Source organism: Staphylococcus sp. IVB6181, assembly GCF_025561445.1.
GTDB lineage: Bacteria > Bacillota > Bacilli > Staphylococcales > Staphylococcaceae > Staphylococcus > Staphylococcus simulans_B.
On record NZ_CP095096.1, the window covers coordinates 1,594,285 to 1,616,952 of the forward strand.

General features: G+C 36.0%; 21 protein-coding genes and 1 riboswitch. Of the genes, 9 read left to right on the forward strand and 12 right to left on the reverse strand.

Annotated features, from left to right (window positions below; genetic code table 11):
• Positions 1–83: 83 nt before the first annotated feature.
• From MUA90_RS07825 to MUA90_RS07835, 3 genes are read right to left on the reverse strand one after another with little or no spacing between them, the layout of a single operon-like run.
• On the reverse strand, positions 84–1,205 hold the full coding sequence (locus MUA90_RS07825; protein WP_262586141.1) for a toxic anion resistance protein: 1,122 nt from the start codon (positions 1,203–1,205) through the stop codon (positions 84–86).
• Entirely contained in the window at positions 1,205–1,843 is a 639-nt protein-coding gene (locus MUA90_RS07830; protein ID WP_262586143.1) for a 5-bromo-4-chloroindolyl phosphate hydrolysis family protein, read from the reverse strand. Before MUA90_RS07830 ends, MUA90_RS07825 begins: the two co-directional genes overlap by 1 nt.
• Positions 1,844–1,858: 15 nt before the next feature.
• A complete protein-coding gene (locus MUA90_RS07835; protein ID WP_105992811.1) occupies positions 1,859–2,128 on the reverse strand; it encodes an acylphosphatase in 270 nt (89 codons plus the stop codon).
• Between the two features lie 157 nt (positions 2,129–2,285).
• Between MUA90_RS07835 and msaA the strand changes: the two genes are divergently transcribed.
• From msaA to MUA90_RS07850, 3 genes are all read left to right on the forward strand, one after another.
• Positions 2,286–2,594 carry a regulatory protein MsaA gene (msaA, locus tag MUA90_RS07840; RefSeq protein WP_262586146.1) on the forward strand — a complete coding sequence of 103 codons (309 nt, stop codon included), beginning with the start codon at positions 2,286–2,288 and terminating at the stop codon, positions 2,592–2,594.
• Between the two features lie 360 nt (positions 2,595–2,954).
• Positions 2,955–3,155, forward strand: a complete 201-nt coding sequence (gene cspA / locus MUA90_RS07845; RefSeq protein WP_001831260.1) for a cold shock protein CspA — start codon at positions 2,955–2,957, stop codon at positions 3,153–3,155.
• Between the two features lie 208 nt (positions 3,156–3,363).
• Positions 3,364–6,060 carry an SdrD B-like domain-containing protein gene (locus MUA90_RS07850; protein WP_262586148.1) on the forward strand — a complete coding sequence of 899 codons (2,697 nt, stop codon included), beginning with the start codon at positions 3,364–3,366 and terminating at the stop codon, positions 6,058–6,060.
• 79 nt (positions 6,061–6,139) lie between these two features.
• Here MUA90_RS07850 and lysA read toward each other — a convergent pair whose 3' ends face one another.
• The 9 genes from lysA to MUA90_RS07895 form a co-directional block, all read right to left on the reverse strand.
• A complete protein-coding gene (gene lysA, locus MUA90_RS07855) occupies positions 6,140–7,408 on the reverse strand; it encodes a diaminopimelate decarboxylase (RefSeq protein WP_262586149.1) in 1,269 nt (422 codons plus the stop codon).
• A 1-nt stretch (position 7,409) separates the two neighbouring features.
• Positions 7,410–8,486 carry an alanine racemase gene (locus MUA90_RS07860; RefSeq protein ID WP_262586150.1) on the reverse strand — a complete coding sequence of 359 codons (1,077 nt, stop codon included), beginning with the start codon at positions 8,484–8,486 and terminating at the stop codon, positions 7,410–7,412.
• Positions 8,483–9,646, reverse strand: a complete 1,164-nt coding sequence (locus MUA90_RS07865; protein ID WP_262586151.1) for a M20 metallopeptidase family protein — start codon at positions 9,644–9,646, stop codon at positions 8,483–8,485. Before MUA90_RS07865 ends, MUA90_RS07860 begins: the two co-directional genes overlap by 4 nt.
• A gap of 117 nt (positions 9,647–9,763) precedes the next feature.
• Positions 9,764–10,483: a 2,3,4,5-tetrahydropyridine-2,6-dicarboxylate N-acetyltransferase gene (gene dapD / locus MUA90_RS07870; RefSeq protein WP_105992817.1), complete on the reverse strand. Its 720-nt coding sequence runs from the start codon at positions 10,481–10,483 to the stop codon at positions 9,764–9,766.
• Positions 10,484–10,507: 24 nt separating this feature from the next.
• Positions 10,508–11,236 (reverse strand): 4-hydroxy-tetrahydrodipicolinate reductase, encoded by a 729-nt coding sequence (gene dapB / locus MUA90_RS07875; RefSeq protein WP_105992818.1) that lies wholly within the window; start codon positions 11,234–11,236, stop codon positions 10,508–10,510.
• Positions 11,236–12,120: a 4-hydroxy-tetrahydrodipicolinate synthase gene (gene dapA, locus MUA90_RS07880; protein WP_114603378.1), complete on the reverse strand. Its 885-nt coding sequence runs from the start codon at positions 12,118–12,120 to the stop codon at positions 11,236–11,238. Before dapA ends, dapB begins: the two co-directional genes overlap by 1 nt.
• Before the next feature lies 1 nt (position 12,121).
• Positions 12,122–13,111 (reverse strand): aspartate-semialdehyde dehydrogenase, encoded by a 990-nt coding sequence (locus MUA90_RS07885; RefSeq protein WP_114603379.1) that lies wholly within the window; start codon positions 13,109–13,111, stop codon positions 12,122–12,124.
• An 82-nt stretch (positions 13,112–13,193) separates the two neighbouring features.
• A complete protein-coding gene (locus MUA90_RS07890) occupies positions 13,194–14,396 on the reverse strand; it encodes an aspartate kinase (RefSeq protein ID WP_262586152.1) in 1,203 nt (400 codons plus the stop codon).
• Positions 14,397–14,483: 87 nt separating this feature from the next.
• Positions 14,484–14,660, reverse strand: a riboswitch (Lysine riboswitch).
• A 264-nt stretch (positions 14,661–14,924) separates the two neighbouring features.
• Positions 14,925–16,526: an ABC-F family ATP-binding cassette domain-containing protein gene (locus MUA90_RS07895; protein ID WP_262586153.1), complete on the reverse strand. Its 1,602-nt coding sequence runs from the start codon at positions 16,524–16,526 to the stop codon at positions 14,925–14,927.
• Positions 16,527–16,708: 182 nt separating this feature from the next.
• Between MUA90_RS07895 and MUA90_RS07900 the strand changes: the two genes are divergently transcribed.
• The 6 genes from MUA90_RS07900 (at position 16,709) to phoU (ending at position 22,605) form a co-directional block, all read left to right on the forward strand.
• Positions 16,709–17,617, forward strand: coding sequence for a CvfB family protein (locus tag MUA90_RS07900; RefSeq protein ID WP_262586155.1), 909 nt, complete (start codon positions 16,709–16,711; stop codon positions 17,615–17,617).
• A 419-nt stretch (positions 17,618–18,036) separates the two neighbouring features.
• Positions 18,037–18,984: a phosphate ABC transporter substrate-binding protein PstS family protein gene (locus tag MUA90_RS07905; protein WP_232167448.1), complete on the forward strand. Its 948-nt coding sequence runs from the start codon at positions 18,037–18,039 to the stop codon at positions 18,982–18,984.
• A 169-nt stretch (positions 18,985–19,153) separates the two neighbouring features.
• Positions 19,154–20,080 carry a phosphate ABC transporter permease subunit PstC gene (gene pstC / locus MUA90_RS07910; protein ID WP_262586156.1) on the forward strand — a complete coding sequence of 309 codons (927 nt, stop codon included), beginning with the start codon at positions 19,154–19,156 and terminating at the stop codon, positions 20,078–20,080.
• Position 20,081: 1 nt separating this feature from the next.
• Positions 20,082–21,014, forward strand: a complete 933-nt coding sequence (gene pstA / locus MUA90_RS07915; protein ID WP_262586157.1) for a phosphate ABC transporter permease PstA — start codon at positions 20,082–20,084, stop codon at positions 21,012–21,014.
• 50 nt (positions 21,015–21,064) lie between these two features.
• Positions 21,065–21,958, forward strand: coding sequence for a phosphate ABC transporter ATP-binding protein PstB (gene pstB, locus MUA90_RS07920; protein ID WP_262586158.1), 894 nt, complete (start codon positions 21,065–21,067; stop codon positions 21,956–21,958).
• Positions 21,958–22,605 carry a phosphate signaling complex protein PhoU gene (gene phoU, locus MUA90_RS07925; protein WP_262586159.1) on the forward strand — a complete coding sequence of 216 codons (648 nt, stop codon included), beginning with the start codon at positions 21,958–21,960 and terminating at the stop codon, positions 22,603–22,605. Before pstB ends, phoU begins: the two co-directional genes overlap by 1 nt.
• The last annotated feature ends 63 nt before the right edge of the window (positions 22,606–22,668 follow it).

Consider the following 22,668-nt stretch of genomic DNA (forward strand, 5'->3'; position numbering starts at 1 on the left):
TATAAATTCTAAAAACAAGGTAAAAAAACGACTATCCTTTACTGCTTTGCAAAGCAGGGCAGATAATCGTTTTATCAAAGGTGTTATTGAACTTTATTATCTTTCATTGTTAATAATCTATCTTTCATGTCAGCTTCTAAGTGTTGCAGCTCTTGTTCAGCTTGCTGGCGTTTTTCACGACCTTCAGCTTGAATTTGCAATGTTTGTTCAACGGTTTCAATAATATTTTCATGCGTTGATTTCAATGTTTCAATATCAACAATACCGCGTTCATTTTCAACTGCAGTATCTATTGCATTTTGTTTTAATAGTTCAGAGTTCGCTGTCAGCAAATCATTGGTAGTATCTGTTACTGCTCTTTGTGCTGACATCGCTTGTCGTTGACGCATTAACGTTAACGCAATAGCCATTTGGTTCTTCCATAATGGAATACTTGTCAAAATAGAACTTTGAATTTTTTCAGCTAAAGTTTGGTTCACATTTTGAATCATACGGATTTGCGGTGCAGTCTGCAAGGAAATTTGTCGCGACAGCTGCAAGTCATAGATACGTTTATCTAAACGATCCGCAAATTGTTCTAAATCCGCAACTTCTTGAATATCCATTTGGTTGCCAGATTCATATGCTTGATTGCGTTTTGCGGGCAATTCATTATCTAGTATTTCTTTTTTCTTTTCTTGAGCAGCCGCAATATATAAATTAAGTTCATCAAAGTAGTCTTTGTTTTGATCGTATAATCCATTTAATAACTGGATATCTCGGTTCAAACTGTCTTTATGATTTTTTAATTCTACAGAAATGCGATCTACTTGCGATCCTACAGATTGCATTCTAGAGAATATTTCATTTGCGGAAGCTTTGGCTCTTTTAAAGATTTTCTTTAGGAACGAATCTTTTTCTTGTTTAAAATCATCCGGCTGTACTTCTTTTAACTTCGCCATTAATTGATTTAAAGTATCTCCGATAGTGCCGGTATCTTTAGATTTCACTTCGCTCAGCATTTTATGCGAGAACGATGACATGCTTGATTGTGCATTAGAACCGAATTTCATTAAAGAATCATAGTTCATCGGTTCAATCTGGTTGGCAAGCTCATGTATTTTCTTTTGTTGTTCCGGTGTAAAATCTTTATTTGCTTCCATTAAAGTAGTATCATTTGATACTTGTCCTTGTAATTCAGGCTGTTTAGGCATCTCATTAGCCATTAATCATGCTCCTTCCATTCGAGTTTGCGTTGCTGTTCTATCTTATTCATTTCCATTTCAACATCAAGTCGCGTGTAATCTTCTTCATTAAGACGCTTCAAATCCGCAACTAAATTACGCTTTACTTCATCTAGTGTAATACGCGTTTGTTCCAGCTTTTGTTTCTCTTCTTTAGATTTAGCAGGCATTTTAGCTAATCTTGTATAGCTTTCGATTAAATTTAAAGCATTATCTAAATGAGAATAAAAAAAGCTATCTACAATGAAGAATTTTTGAGGCTGCTGTCTTACTGTGAAATATATCGTTCTTGCTAATCTATGAATTTCATTCACTTGTTTAAAATCTTTAATTGAACGTACATTGATAAAAGATTTTAACAGCTTTCTCACTTTTGTTTGTGCATTATTCAATTGGTGGCGCACAAACCTGAAATCTCTGCGTGTTAATCCTATTTCTTGTAAATATTTTTTTGATGTTAAAAATTGAGTGGGGAAGTAGAGTGCAAAAAATGTTGCGACACCGATTCCCAAATCATATACAAAAAGTATATCGAATGCATAGATACTTGTGAGCCAAGCGACAATTGCAGCTGGAACGCCTACGAGTGTTCCATAAATTCGAGAAATATAATATCTCAATTTACATCTTCCTTTTTAAATAGTTCTAAATCCTTTCAAAGATGAATCTGTATCTAGTTGTTCTATTTTATAATCCGAAACTTTGGAAGCAGGGGAAGCACCCTCAATTACAGCTTGGGTAAATTGTTCAAGGTTTTGTTCCTCACCTTGTGCATAGACCTCTACATACTGTTCAACATTTTGTACAGTCCCTGATATTTGATATTTTTGAGCTAGGCGTTCTGTAAAATAACGGAATCCGACACCTTGAACTTGCCCAAAAACTTGAATTTTTCTACGTTGCATAAGATCACCTCTTTGTTATATTATACGAATTTTCAACGTAAAATCCTAATATTTACTACATTTACAGCATTCTATAGAACGAAACACATTCCTTGAAATTCTCATGGAAATAGTTGAAAATATAAAGGAACAATTATTCAATAAAGGGGATTTTAACGTGTGGACAGTCAATATGATCAGAGCTGACTATGAGGGATGGTGGTTGTTCGATGACTGGCGTGAAAAAATTTGCGAACAATATCATTTTGAGAACTATGAGGATATGCTCGAAAAATATAAAGATTTAGTTTGTTTGTCTAAAATGAAATTTGATAATTTCACTAAAGGTAAATATAATATTTATGCATTTTATAATAATTGCGATATGAGATTTTGCGAAGATTGCGATGAAGATATGCAAATATTTTATAGCTTTATCGTATTAAATAATAACGAAGTTTATTACGACCTTCCAATTATTGAGTAATTAATTTTTACTATTTGTATTGCAATGATAGGGCGAATGCACTATAATTGGTTTTAAGCAATAGTTTTATTCCATATTGCAAAGAATATTTAGCTCAAACATATATATATAAACATACTGATAGCATTACTTTTGCAAGATCTGTAAGGGTGGTATCGTACAATTTATAATTTGTTGAGTCAATAAAACAGTTATTTATCCACCTGCAGCTTATACATAAGACTGTTGAGAAGTGATTAGAATTATTGAGATAGCTCCGAATTGCTTTTGTGGTTTTACAGTACTCTAATTATTTGTAAGTATTTTTTGTAATATGCGAATAATGCATATTGAATTTTAGTCTTGGAGGTTTCACAAATTATGAAACAAGGTACAGTTAAATGGTTCAACGCTGAAAAAGGATTCGGTTTTATCGAAGTTGAAGGAGAAAACGACGTATTCGTACACTTCTCAGCTATTAACCAAGAAGGTTACAAATCATTAGAAGAAGGTCAATCAGTTGAATTTGAAGTAGTTGAAGGCGACCGCGGTCCTCAAGCTGCAAACGTTGTTAAACTATAATAAATAGATTAAATTTATTGACTATTTAAAACACTTTACTTCTGTAAAGTGTTTTTTCTTGTTTTATCCTCGCTAAACTACGAAACTCCTAATGTAAATTTATTTTTAAATTTTAGTAAATTAAAATTTCCACATACTTTTCTGTGCTATATTCTACTTACTATATATAGACTGCACACACATCATACAGCACAGAAGGAGCACATCTATGAAGAAGAACACACACAATCACTATTACTCAATTCGCAAATTCACTATGGGAACAGCCTCAATTTTAATCGGAACAGGTGTTTATTTAGGTATCAGTCATCACGCAGAAGCAGCTGAAGGAGATACACCTGCGCCAACTATCTCAAATTCACAAACACAAGCCGCACCAACTGCACCTCAAACTGCTGGTGCAGAAACTCCGTCAACACAAACTAATCCTGCATCAACTTCGCAAACGAATTTTAAAATCGGAGATTATGCTTGGGTAGATACAGATGGAGACGGTATCCAAGGTGATACTGAACAACCTCTAGCCAATCTCAAAATAGATTTAACACAAAATGGCCAAACTATTGCGTCAACAACTACAGATGCGAATGGTAAATATCTTTTTTCAAATGTCGCAAATGGTACTTATGAATTAAATTATGAAACACCAGACGGCTACACACCAACGCAAGTACAAGCAGGTGAAGATGCAACAAAAGATTCCAATGGCGGACCAGCAGAAGTCACAATTAATAATTCAGATGATCTTTCCATTGATTTCGGTTATTTAGAAGACGAACCTGTACCCGTAGCAAAATATAACATGGGTGATTTCGTTTGGAATGATTTAAACCAAAATGGTATTCAAGATAAAGACGAACCTGGTTTAAAAGACGTACAAGTGACACTTACAAATCCGGATAACACGAATTTAACAACCACAACTAATGAAAAGGGCAACTACACATTTACTGATTTGCCGAACGGCAACTATAAAATTGCCTTTGCGACACCAGCAGGTTTTGTACCTACTAAAACAGGACAAGGCGATATTGATGTAGATTCCAACGGTGTAAACGCCGATGTTCTGATCCAAGATGCGAATAACGCCTTTGTGGACAGTGGTTTTTATCAATTACCGACATCATTTAAAATCGGTCATTTAGCATGGGTAGATGCTGATCAAGATGGCATTCAAGGGGATACTGAACTTGGTCTCGCTCATGTTAAAGTCGATTTGACAAAAGATGGTAAAGTAGTCGCATCTACTGTGACAGATAGTAATGGACACTATCAGTTTGATAACGTTAATAACGGCACTTACCAAGTCGAATTCGATGTGCCTGAAGGCTATACACCGACACAAGTTCAAGCAGGTGAAGATGAAACAAAAGACTCTAACGGTACACCTGTAGAAGTCACAATTGATAATGCAGATAATCTAACGATTGATATGGGGTATTTAAAAGATACGCCGACACCAGTAGCTGTCTATGAATTAGGAGATTTTGTATGGAATGATTTAAACGAAAACGGTATTCAAGATAAAGATGAACCAAGCTTAAAAGACATACAAGTGACACTTACAAACCCAGACAACTCTACTTTGACTACTGTGACAGACGCAAAAGGTAATTATAAATTTTCTCAAATACCTAACGGAAAATATAAAGTTGCCTTTACGACACCTGTTGGCTTTGTGCCTACTAAAACAGGACAAGGCGAAGCAGATAATGACTCTAACGGCAGCGTCACTGAAATTAACATTTCAGATGCGAATAACGATTATGTAGATAGCGGCTTCTATAAACCAGTGGAGAAAACACCTGAAGTTCAACCAGTAACACCAGAATTACCTAACAACACAAACCAGCCTTTATCAGAAGAAGATCAAACAGATTATTCTTCACAGTTATTAGAGTTCACACCAACTGAAACAACACAAAACACTCAACCATCTACAGATACAAAAGTGCCTGTAAGTACACCTGAAGCTGAAGTTGAAGATAATACTGATTATTCTACTGAATTATTGAACCAAACTAATCAAGTAACTGAAATTGAAGACAACACAGATTACTCTTCACAACTTTTAGAATTTACACCAGTGACTGATTCAAAAGCACCCGTAAATACACCTGAAACTGAAGTTGAAGATAATACCGATTATTCTACTGAATTACTGAACCAAACTAATCAAGTAACTGAAATTGAAGATAACACGGATTACTCTTCACAACTATTAGGATTTACACCAGTGTCTGATTCAAAAGCACCTGTAAGTACACCTGAAACTGAGGCTGAAGATAATACTGATTATTCTACTGAATTACTGAACCAAACTAATCAAGTAACTGAAATTGAAGACAACACGGATTATTCTTCACAACTTTTAGAATTTACGCCAACACCTTCTACTTCAGTAACAACACCAGTTACAGTAAATAAAACTTCTTGTGATGTTGCAGATTCAAAAACGAAAGATCTTGTAGGTCATGTTTCATCAGTATTAGAACCAAGTTATGTCTCAACGCCAGTGACAAAAGCAGGACAAACAGGCAATACAACTGAACTTAAAAAACAAAAAGAACCAACAAAACAAAAACAAACTCAGACTAATATTGATAAAAAGGTTAGTATTTCTAATAAAGTTGGAAAAACAGTGCATCCAAAAGCTGGAGTTGACTCATCTCTTACAGGTAAGAAAGCTGATGTGTCTGTCAATACTAAACAAACAATTACAGCTAAAAGCGATTCTTCTAACAATAAAGTCCAAACAAATCACGTTTCTAAAAAGAAACAAGAGAAAAAAGAATTACCAAAAACAGGGGAGTCAACACTGACATCTAGTATCGTATTATTCGGTTTATCTCTAGCGGCAGTCGGCAGTGCTTTATTATTGAAACGTCGTAATTCAAAAAATTAAATAGGGAATGAGGCATCAAAAAACGAACTGACAATAATCAGTTCGTTTTTGCTTTATACATATTTATTAATAGTGAGGTTTATTTAACTTTTGTGTCATTGATGATTAATTGACGTAATGATTGACGTTTGATAACTTCTCTTGCTTTACCATCTTTAATAAAGAATACAGAAGGTTTCTGCATTTGGTTATAGTTAGATGACATTGAGTAGTGATAAGCACCTGTAGATAAAATCGCTAAGTAATCTCCGCGATGTACTGATTCAGGAAGTTTGATATCACGTGCAATAATATCGCCAGATTCACATAATTTACCTGAAATCGTTACAGTATCGTTAGCTTCTTCCTCGCGGTTCACAAGTAACGCTTCATATTTTGCGCCATATAGAGCTGTACGAATATGATCGCTCATACCGCCGTCAATTGATACATATTTATTAACACCAGGAATTTCTTTGATTGTTCCGACTTCATAAAGTGTTACACCTGCTTCTCCCACAATTGAGCGTCCCGGCTCAATACCGATAGTTGGCAGTGGGTAATCCGCTTCTTTCGCAATATCTTTCAGCGCATCTGTAATTGATTTGATGCCTGATTCAATAGGGAAGCTGACATCTCCTTCAACATAACGGATGCCGAAGCCGCCGCCGATGTTTAATAAATCTACTTCTAAATTCAAACCTTTTAACCAGTTAATTACAATTTTAGCTGTTTCAATCATTGCTTCCGTACCTTCAATTTGAGATCCGATATGGAAGTGGATACCTTTAAGGTTCAATTTTGAAGTTGCTTGAATCTTTTCAATCGCTTGATCCGCAAGACCGTATCTGATTGATAGACCAAATTTACTGTCTTCTTGACCTGTTTGAATAAATTCATGTGTATGTGCTTCAACACCTGGGTTAACACGTAAAACAACATCTACAGAATCAGATGCGTATTTTTGAATTAATTCGATTTCGTCTAAAGAATCAATCACAAAGTAACCGATTTTGCTCTCTAACGCATATTGAATTTCATGTTTTGTTTTATTGTTCCCATGGAAGTGGATGTTTGCTGGGTCATAGCCCGCTTCTAAAGCTGTATATAGTTCTCCTTCAGATACGACGTCTAAACTTAAACCTTCTTCTTGAACAAGTTTTACCATTTGAAGGCAAGTGAATGCTTTTGAAGCATAAGAGATATTATAATCAATTCCGCTTTCTTCAAATGCATTTTTATATCTGCGCATTTGATTGCGGATTTGGTCTTCATCATAAACAATGGTAGGTGTCCCAAAGCTTTGTGCAATCATTTCCAAGCTTGTTCCGCCCATCGTTAATTTACCGTTTTTATATTCTACAACCATCTTATCTGATCTCCTTTATCAAAGAATCATGGTTCAGCGCACTCAGCTGTTCAGAGTTCGCGCCTACACCTTTAAACGTATATTCATCGATACGCATATCTTCATTATATAGTATCACTTCATCTTGTGCAGTAACGTTGTCGTCAACCGCAACAAACATATGACTCATCATTAATGCTTTAATAGGGTAGCGTTTATTATTGATGATTGCTTCATGTTTGGCTCTCGTTCTAAGTACACCATCACCGTAACCCATATCCACAACTGCAAGTTGAGTATGGTCTTGTTCAACTTCATAAGCAAAACTATAACCGCAATATTCGCCTTTATTGACATCTCGAACTTGAATCACATTGCCCTTAACCGTTAAAGCTTGTGTAATATCTGATTCAGATAAACTGCTGTAAGGTCTTGAACCATAGAGTGCAATACCGACACGCGCATGAGTATGATGTTCCAATAAGGTTTGGCCTTCACGATAATAAGCAGCGCTGTTTTGTGCATGGATTAAATCAAAGTGATGACCTTCAGATAACAATGTATCTACTACATTGACCCATGCTTCTTTTTCTATGTTGTATTCCGGCACATCGAATTCGTCCGCATAACCGAAATGAGTCCATAGGCCGCTGATAATCATTTTGTCATTGCTGTTATTTGCCGTATGATCATTCAACACTTCTTTTATTTCATCTAATGTTTTAAGACCTGATCGATGCAATAGATTTTCAAATTCCAGATGCACATGAATCCCAGCTAAATCGCGCTTATGTTCGTAATAATATGCCAAAGAGGGAAGCGTCATATGGATTTTATTGTCGCGTACTGTATCAAAATCATAGACTGCATTCATTAAGAATATAGTCGCTTCAGGTGCTATTTTTCTAATTCGTACAGCTTCCACAAGTGAAGTGGTACTGAAAGTATTAATTCCGACTTCTAAAAAAGCTTCCACTGAAAATTCCAAACCATAGTTATACGCATTATTTTTCACTACGGCCATTAAATTATGGTTGTTTTTGACACGTTTTGCGTTGTCTATAAACCGTTGACGATTGACTGACCAAATCGCTGTCATGAAGTGACCTCCTTGTTATATTGGAATAATAGATTTTCATAGTAATCTGCAATTCTGATTAATTGTCCTTCATCAAAGTTAAGTTTCGGTGTATGAAGACCATGTACCCAATCTTTGGCTTCATTTCTAATTCCTACAAATGCAAAATAACTTGGCGCAATTTGGCTGTAGAAGCTGAAGTCTTCACCGAATAAATAAGGTTTATCCATTTCAACCACATTAAAGTCTGCTGCTTTAAGTGCACGTACTACACCATCATGCAAGCTAGGGTCATTATAAGTAGGGGGATAACCTTCCTCGAATTTCACTTCACAGTTAACACCGAATAATAATTGGACACTTTGTGCTATTTTAGTCATTTGATCCATAACTGCTTGCAAATCATTCGTATCATACGTACGGATTGTACCTTCTAAATAACCGTTGCTTGGTACAGTATTAATGGCTTCGCCAGCATTGAATCTTCCCATATGCACAATATTGCGTTGCAAACCGTTTAAGTGGTATTGCTGAATTTGACCGACTTGATTTAATACATGTGTTAAAGCTTCTCCGCATGATTTGCCTTGTTCTTTATTTGCAACATGACTGGATTGTCCTTTTAAGAAGAAACGATACTCTGTTGCACTTGCTGTAATTTCTTCATTCAAAATTGTCACAGTACCTTCATCATTGAAAGGCATCACATGAATACCGAATACCGCTTCAATCGGGTAGTTATCAAACGCACCGGCTTTGATTAATCGATTGGCACCGGCACCAGTTTCTTCAGCTGGTTGGAAAATAAAGACAACATTTTGCGGTAATTTGCCTTCATCATATAAAGCTTTACAGCGTCTAACGAACAACATTAGGGCAGTAGTATGTCCATCATGGCCGCACGCATGCATAACATTTGCTTTACTGCTTTTGAATGCAACTTCATTTTCCTCTTGGATCGGCAAGGCATCAATATCTGCTCTGAAAGCAACCGTATGATCACCGTTGCCTTGAAGGTAAGCAATTACACCGGTTTCTAACGGTCTTTCATAAGGAACACCGATAGACTCTAAGAAAGCAATAAGATGTGCAGTTGTTTCATGTTCTTCTAAACTTAATTCTGGGTTTTGATGCAAATGGCGACGATGTTCAGTTACAAATTCTAATTCACTTTGTGTCATAATATCATTCCTTTTTAATACTCATAATATGTATAAAAGGCGTATGTGATGCTTTGACGAACGCACACAATACGCCTTTTAAAATTCATTTTCTCTTATATTTTGCGCTTGTCCGAATTAGTCATTTAATTTACGTAAAGCTGATACGATTTCGCGTTTTGAATCTTCAACTTCAGATGTTTGTTTAATGACTTTGGCAGGTGTACCTGCTACAACTGCGCCTGCTGGTACATCTTGCGTTACAATTGCGCCAGCCGCAACAATTGCACCTTCACCGACACGTACGCCTTCTAAAATTACGGCATTGGCACCGATTAATACATTATCTTCGATAACGACAGGGGATGCACTTGGAGGTTCGATTACACCAGCAAGTACTGCACCTGCACCTACGTGTACATTTTTACCTGTTGTAGCTCTGCCGCCTAATGTTGCGTTCATATCAATCATAGTACCTTCGCCGACAACTGCACCGATATTGATTGTCGCACCCATCATAACAACAGCGCCGTCTTCGATAATTGCTTGTTCACGGATGAATGCACCTGGTTCGATACGTGCATTTGTATTGCGTAAATCTTTTAATGGAATTGCTGAATTGCGGCGATCCATTTCAATTTCTACATCTTCAATATAGTTTTTATTTTCTTCATAGAATTTATCCCAATCGTCAGCTTCACAGAAAATCACTTTTGAATTTTCGCTGCCGAATACTTTGAATGATTCAGGGTAGCTCACTTGTCCTAAAGCACCGTTAATATATACTTTTAGTGGTGTTGATTTCTTCGCATCACTAATATATTGAATAATTTCTTCTGCCGTTAAATCTTTTGCCATTACTGGTTCATCTCCTCTGTTTAATTAATTATTTAAATTGTCAAATGTATAATACCCATTTGATTTTGTAACCAATCGTTCTGCTGCTTTAATTGCGCCGTTCGCAAAGATATCTTTAGATTGCGCACGGTGAGTTAATTCGATGGTTTCGTCGACACCTGCAAATAATACTTCATGTTCCCCGACAATTGTACCGCCGCGGACTGCACTGATACCGATATCTTCCGGTTTTCTTCGTTCAGTCGTTTGTGAACGGTCATATACAGGATTGACTTCGTCTTTTACTTCTTTAATAACATCTAATAATTTAATCAATGTACCGCTTGGTGCATCTACTTTTTTATTATGATGTGCTTCAATTAATTCAATATCATAGCCTTGTAATAAAGGTACGGCTAATTCTAATAATTTCGTCATCACATGAATGCCGTAACTCATATTCGCACTGAAGAATACCGGCATATTTTCACTAAGTTCTTTTAATTTCGCAATGATTTTTTCTTTTTCGCCTGTTGTCGCAACAACAACCGGTAATTTGAAGTCTTGATCTAATAAAGGTAATAATAATTCCGGATTAGAAAAGTCGATTGCGACTTCAGCATCTTTTGCTTCGCTGATTTGATTGAAAGCAGGGTAGGGATAATTGCTGTCTGGATCAGGAACAATAATCCCTGTAATTTCATGACCTTGCTCTTCAGCTAATCTAGCTACACGTTGGTTCATCGCACCATATCCGATTAATAAAATTTTCATTAAAGTTCACCCGCTTTATATTTGGCATAAGCTGTTTCAAGTTGTTTGCGATCAGATTCTTCAAGTGTTACTAAAGGCAAACGCACTTCATATTTTCCGAAACCTTCAACCGCAGTCAATGCTTTGATTGGAATAGGGTTGACGTCTACTGACAATGCATTTAATAAACGGCTGATCGGTTCAAAGTCTTTGTCGATTGCTTCGCCGCGTTTAGCTTTTTCATATAAAGCTTGGAAATCGCCTGGAATCACATTCGCAACTACAGAAATGACACCATGACCGCCTTCTGCATAATAACGTACTACGTTATCATCGTTACCGCTGTAAAGTGTGAACTCTGATAAATCTAAACGTTCTTTTAATGCACGGTGATAGTCGAAATCATTTGTCGCATCTTTTAGTGCTACAATGTAAGGGTTTTTCGCAAGTTCAACCATTGTTTCGACTTCAATTGTCATATTCGTTCTTGATGGTACATTATATAAGACAACCGGTAGTTCTACTGCATTTGCGATAGTAGTGAAATGTGCAATTAAGCCGCGTTGGCTTGTTTTATTATAGTAAGGTGTGATTAACATGATACCGTCTGCACCTAATTCTTTTGCACGTAATGATGCATCTAAAGATTTTTGTGTAGAGTTTGTACCTGTCCCAGCAATAATTGCTGCTTTGCCATCAACTTGTTTGATTACAGCTTTCAATACTTGTTCTTTTTCATCTTGTGTTAATGTAGGGTTCTCTGCAGTGGTACCATTTACCACGATAGCTTGGATATTGTTGTCTAATAAATATTGTACATGTTGTTCTAATGCTTCATAATCCACTTCGTTATCTGTGAATGGGGTAGTTAATGCTACTCCGACTCCTTCAAATAAACGACTCATATTAAGAAACTCCTTTCATTGATAAAACTTGTTCTAGAATTTGTACTGTGTTCAATGCTGCACCTTTAAGCAAGTTATCTGATGTTACCCAAATATGGAATGTGTTATCTAATGAATCATCTTGACGGATACGTCCGACAAACACTTCATCTTTACCAGTTGAATTGATTGCTAAAGGATATTCATTGTTTTCCGGATTATCGATAAGTACGACACGATCATCATTATCGAATAATTCTTGGATTTCTTTTACTGTCGCTGGTTTATCTAAAGTAACGTCCATTTCAACACTGTGGCTGTCTAATACAGGTACACGCACACAAGTTGCTGTTACTTTTAAATCAGGCAAGTTTAAAATTTTACGTGTTTCATCAATCATTTTTTGTTCTTCTTTTGTATAACCATTTTCTAAGAACACATCGATATGCGGTAATACGTTGTTATAAATAGGGTGAGGATAAGTTTTTGGTGCTTCTCCTTTTTCACCGTTCAACAAGTCATCTTTACCTGCATAACCTGAACCTGATACTGCTTGATATGTTGTATAAGCAACACGTTTTAAACCGAATTTGTCTTGTAATGGTTTTAAAGGTACGACAGATTGGATTGTTGAGCAGTTCGGGTTAGCGATGATGCCTCTAGTGAATTTAGGTGCGTTCACTTCAGGTACAACTAAATCTACATCATCATGCATTCTCCATTGGCTTGAGTTATCGATAACGATAGCGCCTGCTTCTTCAAAAATAGGGGAGAAGTGTTCGCTTGTTGCGCCGCCGGCACTCATTAATACATAATCATAATGTTCTTTTGCCGCTTCTTCTGTTAATTCTTGAACAGTATATGTTTTACCTTGGAACTCGATTTCTTTACCAGCAGATCTTGCTGAAGAAAATAATACAAGTTCATCAAATGGAATATTTTTACGGTCAACTGTTTCTAACATTTTACTACCAACTAATCCTGTTGCTCCTGCGATTGCTAATTTTGTCATATTTAATTCACTCCATATTATTATTTAAGGAAGGCTCTGTTAATCCTTCTCGTACTTCTGATTCTAGATGCGATCGAATTGATTAAATATCAAATGTTTCATAAAGTTCTTTAACTCCACGTTCTCCATTTTCAGCATCAATAACATATGAAATACTGATTTCAGATGTTGTCGTCTGATAAAATGGAATCTTTGCATTAATCAAACTGATGAAAGCTTTAGATGCAACGCCAGATATATCTCTCATTCCTGACCCAATCAATGAAATTTTAGCGTAAGCATCATTTAATTTGAAGTCTAAAGCTTGGTAACTTTCTGACAATTTATCAAAAATACTTTGGATTTGCGTTAAATCTGTATCTTTAATTGTGAATGAAAGCTGCAAGCCTTCAACATTTACAATTTGCGAAATCATATCAACGTTGACTTGACCCACTTCTAATTCTGTAAACAAGTCCGTTAATAGTTGATTGTCTGATAGGGGATAGCTGATAGTGACATGCATCATGTTTCTATCCAACGCTACACCTGTTACTGCTTTTTTCTCTAATAATTCTGTTTGTGACATAATCCACGTTCCTTCCACATTTGATAAAGTTCTTCCTAAATACAATGGAATGTTGTAATTATTGGCTAATTCCACACTTCGTGTTTCTAAAACCCCAGCACCAAGTGCACTCATTTCCATCATTTCTTCGTAAGAAACAAAGCTTAACCGCTTAGCATCTTTATAAATTCGAGGGTCGGTAGCATACACACCGTCTACATCTGTATAAATTTCGCACGGTGTATCATTTGCTGCAGCAAGCGCAACAGCTGTTGTATCAGATCCGCCTCTGCCTAAAGTTGTCAGTTCGAATTCATCATTGATGCCTTGGAATCCTGCTACAACTAAAACATCATTCGTTTCAAATGCCTTATCAAAAGTCTCTGGATTGATTTCTGCAATCTTACTTTTCAGATGATGTCCAACTGTTTTAATTCCGGCTTGATAACCTGTCATTGCTCTGGCATTCACCCCAATATCATTGAGTACCATAGACAAATAGGAAACCGTTTGCTGTTCACCAGTGGTTAATAAGAGGGCGAGCTCTTGTTGTTTCGGTGCACTGGTAAGCGCAGCTACATTTTCCATTAATTGGTCAGTTGTTTTTCCCATTGCACTGACCACGACAATTAATTGTTCGTCATTATTTATTCTTTCTTTCAGCATTTCAGCAATATTTTTAATTTTCGTAAAATCACTGACAGACGAACCGCCGAATTTTAAAACACTTCTCTTCATTCTATACTTATCCTCCTCAATTATCAGGGGAGAATCACATATATAAAAAAAGCAAGTCCGGAATGCGAACTTGCTTGATAATTTATATACAAGTGATGCACTCCATTATTTGATAATAATGACAGACCCTTAGCTCTTAACCTGAAAGTCCAACAATCATAACTCTGCATTTATGATCATTTCGGCATCTCACCCTTTCATTGCCAACTGCGACAGACAGTCTTTAAAGCAATTACTGATGATTGATGCGCCTCATCAAAAAACTATTCAATTAATTAGTATGTATCATATTATACATAGTTCCAATAGGGATGTAAACCAGAAATTTAAGATTTTTGGAAATTTACAGAAAAAAACCTAAATTCTGAACTTGTTTACTAATTAAGTGTAATTTATACTTTGATACTTTCATTGTCTGTTATCAAATCAACTGTTATACAGTATAAATAGACAGTTCTATCTGCTTTAAACATAAAAAGGGGAGTTAAAGCCATACTTTAACTCCCAAAATTAAATTTAAACTGAAATTTAGTTTAATACACCAGTTTCTTTCAAGTATTCTTCATAACTGATTTCTTTAGAAACAGCGCCTTTTGGATTTAAGTCGATCACACGATTTGCGATTGTGTTGATAAACTCAAAGTCATGAGATGTGAAGATGATTGAACCTTTAAATGATTTAAATCCATCATTGACTGCTGTAATACTTTCTAAGTCTAAGTGGTTTGTCGGCTCATCCATTAACAATACGTTAGCACTTGAAAGCATCATTTTACTTAACATACAGCGTACTTTCTCTCCACCTGAAAGCACATTTGCTTTTTTCTTAACTTCTTCGCCGCTGAATAACATACGGCCTAAGAAACCGCGTAAGAATGTTTCAGTCTGTTCATCTTCAGGTGCATATTGACGCAGCCAATCTACTAAAGACAGATTTACACCCTCGAAGTATTCAGAGCTGTCTTTAGGGAAGTAAGTTTGAGATGTTGTCACACCCCATTTAACAGTACCTTCATCTGGTTCCATTTCGCCAGCTAAAATTTTCAGCAATGTTGTTTTCGCAATTTCGCTGTCGCCGACAAGTACTGCTTTATCATTAGGATTCATAGTGAATGAAATATTATCTAATACTTTTTCACCATCAATTGTTTTTGATACATTTTCAACGAATAATAAATCATTACCGATTTCGCGTTCTGGCGTGAACTTAACGAATGGGTAACGACGTGATGATGGTTGAATATCATCTAACTCGATTTTTTCTAATTGTTTCTTACGGCTTGTCGCTTGTTTAGATTTAGAAGCATTGGCAGAGAAACGTGCAATGAAGTCTTGCAGTTCTTTGATTTTTTCTTCTTTTTTCTTGTTTTGTTCTTGCGCCATTTTTTGAGCAAGCTGACTTGATTGATACCAGAAGTCGTAGTTTCCGACATAAACTTTGATTTTGCCGAAGTCTAAGTCAGCAATATGTGTACACACATTGTTTAGGAAGTGACGGTCGTGAGAAACAACGATAACTGTATTTTCAAAGTTGATTAAGAAGTCTTCTAACCAGCTGATTGCCGGAATGTCTAAACCGTTGGTAGGCTCATCGAGTAATAACACATCCGGGTCGCCGAATAAACTTTGTGCAAGCAAAACTTTAACTTTTTGATTGTTTTCTAACTCAGACATCTTTTTATCATGCAAGTCTGCTGGAATACCTAAACCTGAAAGCAGGGTAGCTGCATCTGCTTCAGCATTCCAACCATTCATTTCTGCGAATTCGCCTTCGAGTTCTGCTGCGCGAATACCATCTTCATCACTGAAGTCTGGTTTCATATAAATTTCGTCTTTTTCTTTCATCACTTCGAATAAACGCTCGTGACCTTTAATAACTACATCTAATACGCGTTCATCTTCATAAGCAAAGTGATCTTGTTTTAAGATCGCAAGTCTTTCATTTTTACCCATAGAAACATGGCCAGTTTGTGAATCTAATTCACCAGATAGAATTTTTAAGAAAGTAGATTTACCTGCACCGTTTGCACCAATCAAACCATAGCAATTACCTTCTGTAAATTTGATATTTACATCTTCAAACAATTTACGATCGCCAAATCGCAAACTTACATCAGTAACTTGTAACATGAATTTCCTCCATTAATAGATATTTCTAACGCATGAATTATACCACATTAACGCTTTCCTTTCGATATAAGGCGTTTATTTACTCATTTTCTTCTATTATACAAGGAATCGATAGAACTTCTGTCTATACAAAAGGCTGGCATGTTATAATGTTTCTAATACAGAAAGTGGAAGGAGTTATTATGGCTTTAAAAGATAACGATATTATTGGATCAATTGAATTTCTCAAAGTAGCAGGTTTGAACGGTTCAACTTACCAATTAGAAGGCCCGAATGGCGAAGAAGTAAAACTGAATCAATCAGAAGTAAATGAAGAAGATGAATTAGAAATAGGTGAGGAATACAGTTTCTTCATTTATCCTAACCGTTCCGGCGATTTATTTGCGACACAAAACATGCCGGATATCACAACTACAAAATATGACTATGTCAAAGTATTAAAAACAGACCGCGACGGCGCAAAGGTAGATGCAGGATTGCCTAGAGAAGTATTAATTCCTTGGGAAGACCTTCCAAAAGTAAAATCATTATGGCCTCAAAACGGCGACTATGTTTTAGCAACACTAAGAATTGACAGTGAAAAGCAAATGTTTGCTCGACTTGCATCAGAAACTATCGTCAGCCAAATGTATACACCGATTCATGATGACTCAATGCAAAACCAAATGGTAGAAGCAAGACCGTACCGTGTATTAAAAATAGGAAGTTTCTTACTTTCTAAAGACGGATACAAAATTTTCGTACACGAAAGCGAAAGAAAAGCAGAACCGAGATTAGGGGAAGCTGTTGAAGTTCGAATCATCGGACACAATGAAAAAGGCGAACTGAACGGATCATTCTTGCCGTTTGCACATGAACGCTTAGATGACGATGGCCAAGTCATCTTTGACTTATTAGTAGAATATGATGGCGAGCTGCCGTTTTGGGATAAATCCAGCCCTGAAGCTATCACAGAAGTTTTCAATATGAGCAAAGGTGCATTCAAACGTGCTATCGGTCATTTATATAAGAAGAAAATCATTGATATTGAAACAGGCAAAATCAGCTTAACGAAAAAAGGCGAAGCAATAGCCCATTCAGAAGAACAATAAAATATGTAAGATGTTAAAAACTAGGGTAATCGTATCCTAGTTTTTTCTTTTTTGTTGTAATACCCCTGTAAAAAAAGCCCTCAAAATCATATCTTCTGCGATATAAATGGATCTTATCAAGATAATTTCGAAGAAAGCTCAAATTTTTTCGAAAAAATTTTCGTGAAATTCACGTTGAGTATTTATGAAAGTAATATTAACGAAATATTAAAACGTTGTTGTGACAAGGTTTATAAGCCATTTGTTAACTTTGTAAAGATTGTAAATTTAAAGTCCGTTCGCATTAATGATTTATTTACAATTCCTCTATTTGTAATTAACAATCCATATGTAATATAGGTGTTGAAAGTAATTACATACAGCTTGAGCACACACAACTCTTAACGCTCAAATGTTTATTTTTAGGAGGATTTCTTATCATGAAAAAATGGCAAGTTTTAGGTACTACAGTAATTGGAGCTTCATTATTATTAGGCGCATGTGGCAACGGTGGTAACGGCGGAAGCAGCGACGGTGGCGGAAGCAAGGACAAAGAAGTAAAAGGCGAAGTAAAAGGCGACGGTTCTTCAACTGTAGGACCAATTATTGAAATTTTAAATGAGAAATTTGCTCAAAAATATCCGAACGTTACAGTTTCATCAAGTACTTCTGGTACTGGCGGCGGTTTTGAAAAATTCATCGCTGGCGAAACTGATTTCTCAAATGCATCTAGACCAATCAAACCTGAAGAGAAAAAGAAATTAGAAGAGAAAAGTATCAAGTACACAGAATGGAAAATTGCTAAAGACGGCGTAACAATCGCAGTTAACAAAGACAACGACTTCGTTAAAGAATTAACTGTAGATGAATTGAAAAAAATCTATTCTGGTCAAGCTAAAACTTGGAAAGATGTAAACCCTAAATTCCCTGCAAAAGAAATCAAAGCATTCTCACCAGACCAATCACATGGTACTTACGATTTCTTCAGTGAAGAAGTTATGAACAAACAAGATATCAAAGCTGAGAAAAATGCTGATACTAACGTAATCGTACAATCAGTTAAAAACAATAAAAACGGTGTTGGTTACTTCGGTTACAACTTCTACGAACAAAACAAAGACTCATTAAAAGAAGTTAAAATCAAAGGTAAAGACGGTAAATCAATCGAGCCGACTAAGAAAACTATCCAAGATGGATCTTACGCTCTAAGCCGTGACTTATACATCTACACTAGCGATAAAAAATTAAAAGACAACAAAGCATTCAGCACATTCATTAAATTCGTATTAGAAGATAAAGGTAAATCAGCAGAAAAAGCTGGTTACGTAGCATTACCTGAAAAAACTTATGATGAGCAACTTAAAAAATTAGAAGAATCAACTAAATAATTCACAGCACTACTCAAGTTGAACATCAATAAGCAGTAAGATTTTATATCTTACACTCAATATGCACTTGTCCGCCCGAGCTGTGTCTCGGGTGTACTTGTTTAAAAATACTGACACACAATTTAATTTAGAATAACTTATTATTTTCCAAGGGAAGGAAGAAAGGATTATGAAATCTCAACAAAATGTGAGAGAGATGATTGCCAATAATCAAAAAAACAAAAAAGGCTTCAGTGATAAATTCGTTCCTATTATTTTAGCGATTATCGCAGTCATATCGATTTTAACAACGATTGGTATTCTCTTCACACTATTAACAGAAACAATTACATTTTTCACACGCGTCTCAATCACAGAATTCTTATTCACTAAAGAATGGAACCCATTCTCAAGTAGTCCTAAATATGGTATTTGGGCATTAATCTTAGGTACTTTGAAAATTACAGTGATTGCAACATTGTTTGCAGTACCGATCGGATTAGGCGCAGCGATTTACCTTAGCGAGTATGCAACAGACAGAATGCGTAAAATCATTAAACCAGTTCTTGAAATTTTAGCAGGGATTCCGACAATCGTATTCGGTTTCTTCGCATTGACTTTCGTAACACCATTGTTACGTTCGATTTTCCCAGAACTCGGAAGCTTCAACTCTATTTCACCAGGAATTGTGGTAGGGGTTATGATTATCCCGTTAATCACAAGTTTAAGTGAAGATGCAATGGCTTCTGTACCGAACAAAATCCGTGAAGGTGCGTTAGGTTTAGGCGCAACAAAATTCGAAGTATCAACAAAAGTCGTATTACCGGCAGCTATCTCTGGTATTGTTGCTTCAATCGTATTAGCGATTTCAAGAGCTATCGGTGAAACAATGATCGTATCATTAGCCGCAGGTTCTACACCAGATTCAACATTCAATTTAACTGGTTCAATCCAAACAATGACAGGTTATATCGTACAAGTAGCAACAGGTGATGCTACGTTCGGTTCTGATATTTATTACAGTATTTATGCAGTAGGGTTCACACTCTTCCTCTTCACACTAGTAATGAATTTAATCTCTCAATGGATTTCAAAACGTTTCAGAGAGGAGTATTAAGATGGCGAGTACAACAACTACAAATAGCACAGGAAATAGCAGAGCGCTTGTCAATCAACAACAAGTTGAAAAGAAACTATCATCTCGTTTAACTACAAACAAAGTACTGAAATGGGCATTCTTTGCTTGTACACTTATCGGATTAGTCGTGCTAGCAGCCTTATTAGTCAACACTTTATATAAAGGTTTACCATACTTGACACCGACATTCTTTACGAACTTCTCATCTTCAATGCCATCAATGGCAGGTATTAAAGGTGCATTAATCGGTACATTATGGTTAATGATTACAATTATTCCTATCTCTATCATTTTAGGTGTAGGTACAGCGATTTATCTTGAAGAGTATGCGAAAGACAATGCTTTCACAAGCTTTGTGAAAATCAGTATTTCAAACTTAGCAGGTGTACCTTCAGTCGTATTCGGTTTATTAGGTCTTACTATCTTCGTACGTGGTATGGGAATTGACGCATTATCACTAGGAAATTCAGTAATTGCGGCAGCATTGACAATGTCATTACTGATCTTGCCGGTTATTATCGTATCAAGCCAAGAGGCAATTCGTGCAGTACCTAAATCAGTACGTGAAGCAAGTTATGGACTTGGCGGCAACAAATGGCAAACAATTTACAGAATTGTATTACCAGCTGCTTTACCTGGTATCTTAACAGGATTCATCTTATCTCTTTCACGTGCATTAGGTGAAACAGCACCATTAATCTTAATCGGTATTCCAACAATCTTATTAAAATTACCAAGCAGTATTTTCGATCATTTCCAAGCAATGCCGATTCAAATTTACAACTGGGCAAAATTACCGCAAGAAGAATTCCAGCACGTTGCATCAGCAGGTATCATCGTATTACTTGTATTGCTTCTAGCAATGAACGGATTAGCTATCTTCTTAAGAAATAAATTCAGTAAAAAATATTAAGTCAACACTTATAAAGCTCACGAATATTTTTAGCAAAGGAGTTTTGAAACATGGATAAAGTTCAAGACAAAAAACAAGGACAAGACAAGGCAGAACTTAGCAAAGAGTTGCAAGGACATGAAAATGACAACCACATTAGTGTCTCAGCAAATGTTAAGCCGCACGATTCAGGTATTGCTCAGCAATCTAAAGAAATCGTGTACTCTACACAAAATTTAGATTTATGGTATGGCGACAACCACGCATTAAAAAATATCAACTTAGATATTTTAGAAAACAATGTAACTGCAATTATCGGACCTTCAGGTTGCGGTAAATCTACTTACATTAAAACATTAAACAGAATGGTTGAACTTGTACCGGTTGTAAAAACTGCTGGTAAAATCCTTTACCGCGGCAACGATATTTTCAGCAGCAAACAATCTGTTGAAAAATTACGTACTAACGTAGGTATGGTGTTCCAACATCCGAACCCATTCCCTAAATCAATCTATGACAACATCACTTACGGTCCGAAAATCCACGGAATCAAAGACAAAAAAATCTTAGATGAAATCGTAGAAAAATCATTACGCGGCGCAGCAATTTGGGATGAATTAAAAGACAGATTACACCAAAACGCATATGGTTTATCAGGTGGTCAGCAACAACGTGTATGTATCGCTAGATGTTTAGCTATTGAGCCTGATGTTATCTTAATGGATGAACCAACATCAGCACTTGACCCGATCTCAACTTTAAAAGTTGAAGAATTAGTTCAAGAATTAAAAGAACAATACTCAATCATCATGGTAACGCATAACATGCAACAAGCAGCACGTATTTCAGACAAAACAGCATTCTTCTTAAATGGTTACGTTAATGAATATGATGATACTGACAAGCTTTTCTCTAATCCTTCTGACAAACAAACAGAAGACTATATCTCAGGACGTTTCGGTTAATGACTGTTATTCGTCAGCATTACGAAGAGCAGTTAAAAGACTTAATCCAAGATTTGCAAAATCTTGGTATTAAAGTCTACTACAGTATCGACAGTGCAGTGCAATCATTAAACAAAGATGATCGCAATTTCGCACGTCAAATCATTAAACGTGACTTAGATATTAACCAATTAGAAGATGAAATTAACGAAAAAGTAATTATGCTGATTACGAAACAACAACCTATTGCAACAGATTTAAGAATGATGATTGCAGCACTTAAAATTGCATCAGAATTCGAGCGAATCGGAGATAATGCAACAAGCATTGCGAGAATCCGCAAACGTGTTAAAATCACTGACCATTACATTTTGACACGTCTGAAAACAATGGGTGACTTAGCTTTACTCATGTTAAAAGATTTAAACACAGCATTTAAAAATAAGGATGTTACACTCATCCTAGAAATCATTGAAAGAGATAAAGATATTGACGACCTTTATAAAGATATCGTCAATACGACTTATCTGATTGATAATGATCCATTCGTTGCTGGTCAAGCACATTTAGCAGCAAGACACTTAGAACGCATGGGAGATCATATCGCAAATATCGCTGAAAATATTTATTACTATATTACAGGCGAAACTTACGAATCTTACGTCTAAAAATAAACAACTTTCAAATACAAACAGGGATACTGCTTACTCCGGCAGTATCCCTGTTCTTTT

Bases quoted from the DNA above. Each gene is read 5' to 3' on its own strand.
- pstB (WP_262586158.1), top strand. From the start codon at position 21,065: ATGGATAAAGTTCAAGACAAAAAACAAGGACAAGACAAGGCAGAACTT.
- MUA90_RS07860 (WP_262586150.1), bottom strand. From the start codon at position 8,486: ATGACAGCGATTTGGTCAGTCAATCGTCAACGGTTTATAGACAACGCA.
- MUA90_RS07835 (WP_105992811.1), bottom strand. From the start codon at position 2,128: ATGCAACGTAGAAAAATTCAAGTTTTTGGGCAAGTTCAAGGTGTCGGA.
- MUA90_RS07905 (WP_232167448.1), top strand. From the start codon at position 18,037: ATGAAAAAATGGCAAGTTTTAGGTACTACAGTAATTGGAGCTTCATTA.
- pstA (WP_262586157.1), top strand. From the start codon at position 20,082: ATGGCGAGTACAACAACTACAAATAGCACAGGAAATAGCAGAGCGCTT.
- MUA90_RS07850 (WP_262586148.1), top strand. From the start codon at position 3,364: ATGAAGAAGAACACACACAATCACTATTACTCAATTCGCAAATTCACT.
- cspA (WP_001831260.1), top strand. From the start codon at position 2,955: ATGAAACAAGGTACAGTTAAATGGTTCAACGCTGAAAAAGGATTCGGT.
- dapB (WP_105992818.1), bottom strand. From the start codon at position 11,236: ATGAAAATTTTATTAATCGGATATGGTGCGATGAACCAACGTGTAGCT.
- dapD (WP_105992817.1), bottom strand. From the start codon at position 10,483: ATGGCAAAAGATTTAACGGCAGAAGAAATTATTCAATATATTAGTGAT.
- MUA90_RS07865 (WP_262586151.1), bottom strand. From the start codon at position 9,646: ATGACACAAAGTGAATTAGAATTTGTAACTGAACATCGTCGCCATTTG.
- lysA (WP_262586149.1), bottom strand. From the start codon at position 7,408: ATGGTTGTAGAATATAAAAACGGTAAATTAACGATGGGCGGAACAAGC.
- phoU (WP_262586159.1), top strand. From the start codon at position 21,958: ATGACTGTTATTCGTCAGCATTACGAAGAGCAGTTAAAAGACTTAATC.
- dapA (WP_114603378.1), bottom strand. From the start codon at position 12,120: ATGAGTCGTTTATTTGAAGGAGTCGGAGTAGCATTAACTACCCCATTC.
- pstC (WP_262586156.1), top strand. From the start codon at position 19,154: ATGAAATCTCAACAAAATGTGAGAGAGATGATTGCCAATAATCAAAAA.
- MUA90_RS07825 (WP_262586141.1), bottom strand. From the start codon at position 1,205: ATGGCTAATGAGATGCCTAAACAGCCTGAATTACAAGGACAAGTATCA.
- MUA90_RS07885 (WP_114603379.1), bottom strand. From the start codon at position 13,111: ATGACAAAATTAGCAATCGCAGGAGCAACAGGATTAGTTGGTAGTAAA.
- MUA90_RS07895 (WP_262586153.1), bottom strand. From the start codon at position 16,526: ATGTTACAAGTTACTGATGTAAGTTTGCGATTTGGCGATCGTAAATTG.
- MUA90_RS07900 (WP_262586155.1), top strand. From the start codon at position 16,709: ATGGCTTTAAAAGATAACGATATTATTGGATCAATTGAATTTCTCAAA.
- MUA90_RS07890 (WP_262586152.1), bottom strand. From the start codon at position 14,396: ATGAAGAGAAGTGTTTTAAAATTCGGCGGTTCGTCTGTCAGTGATTTT.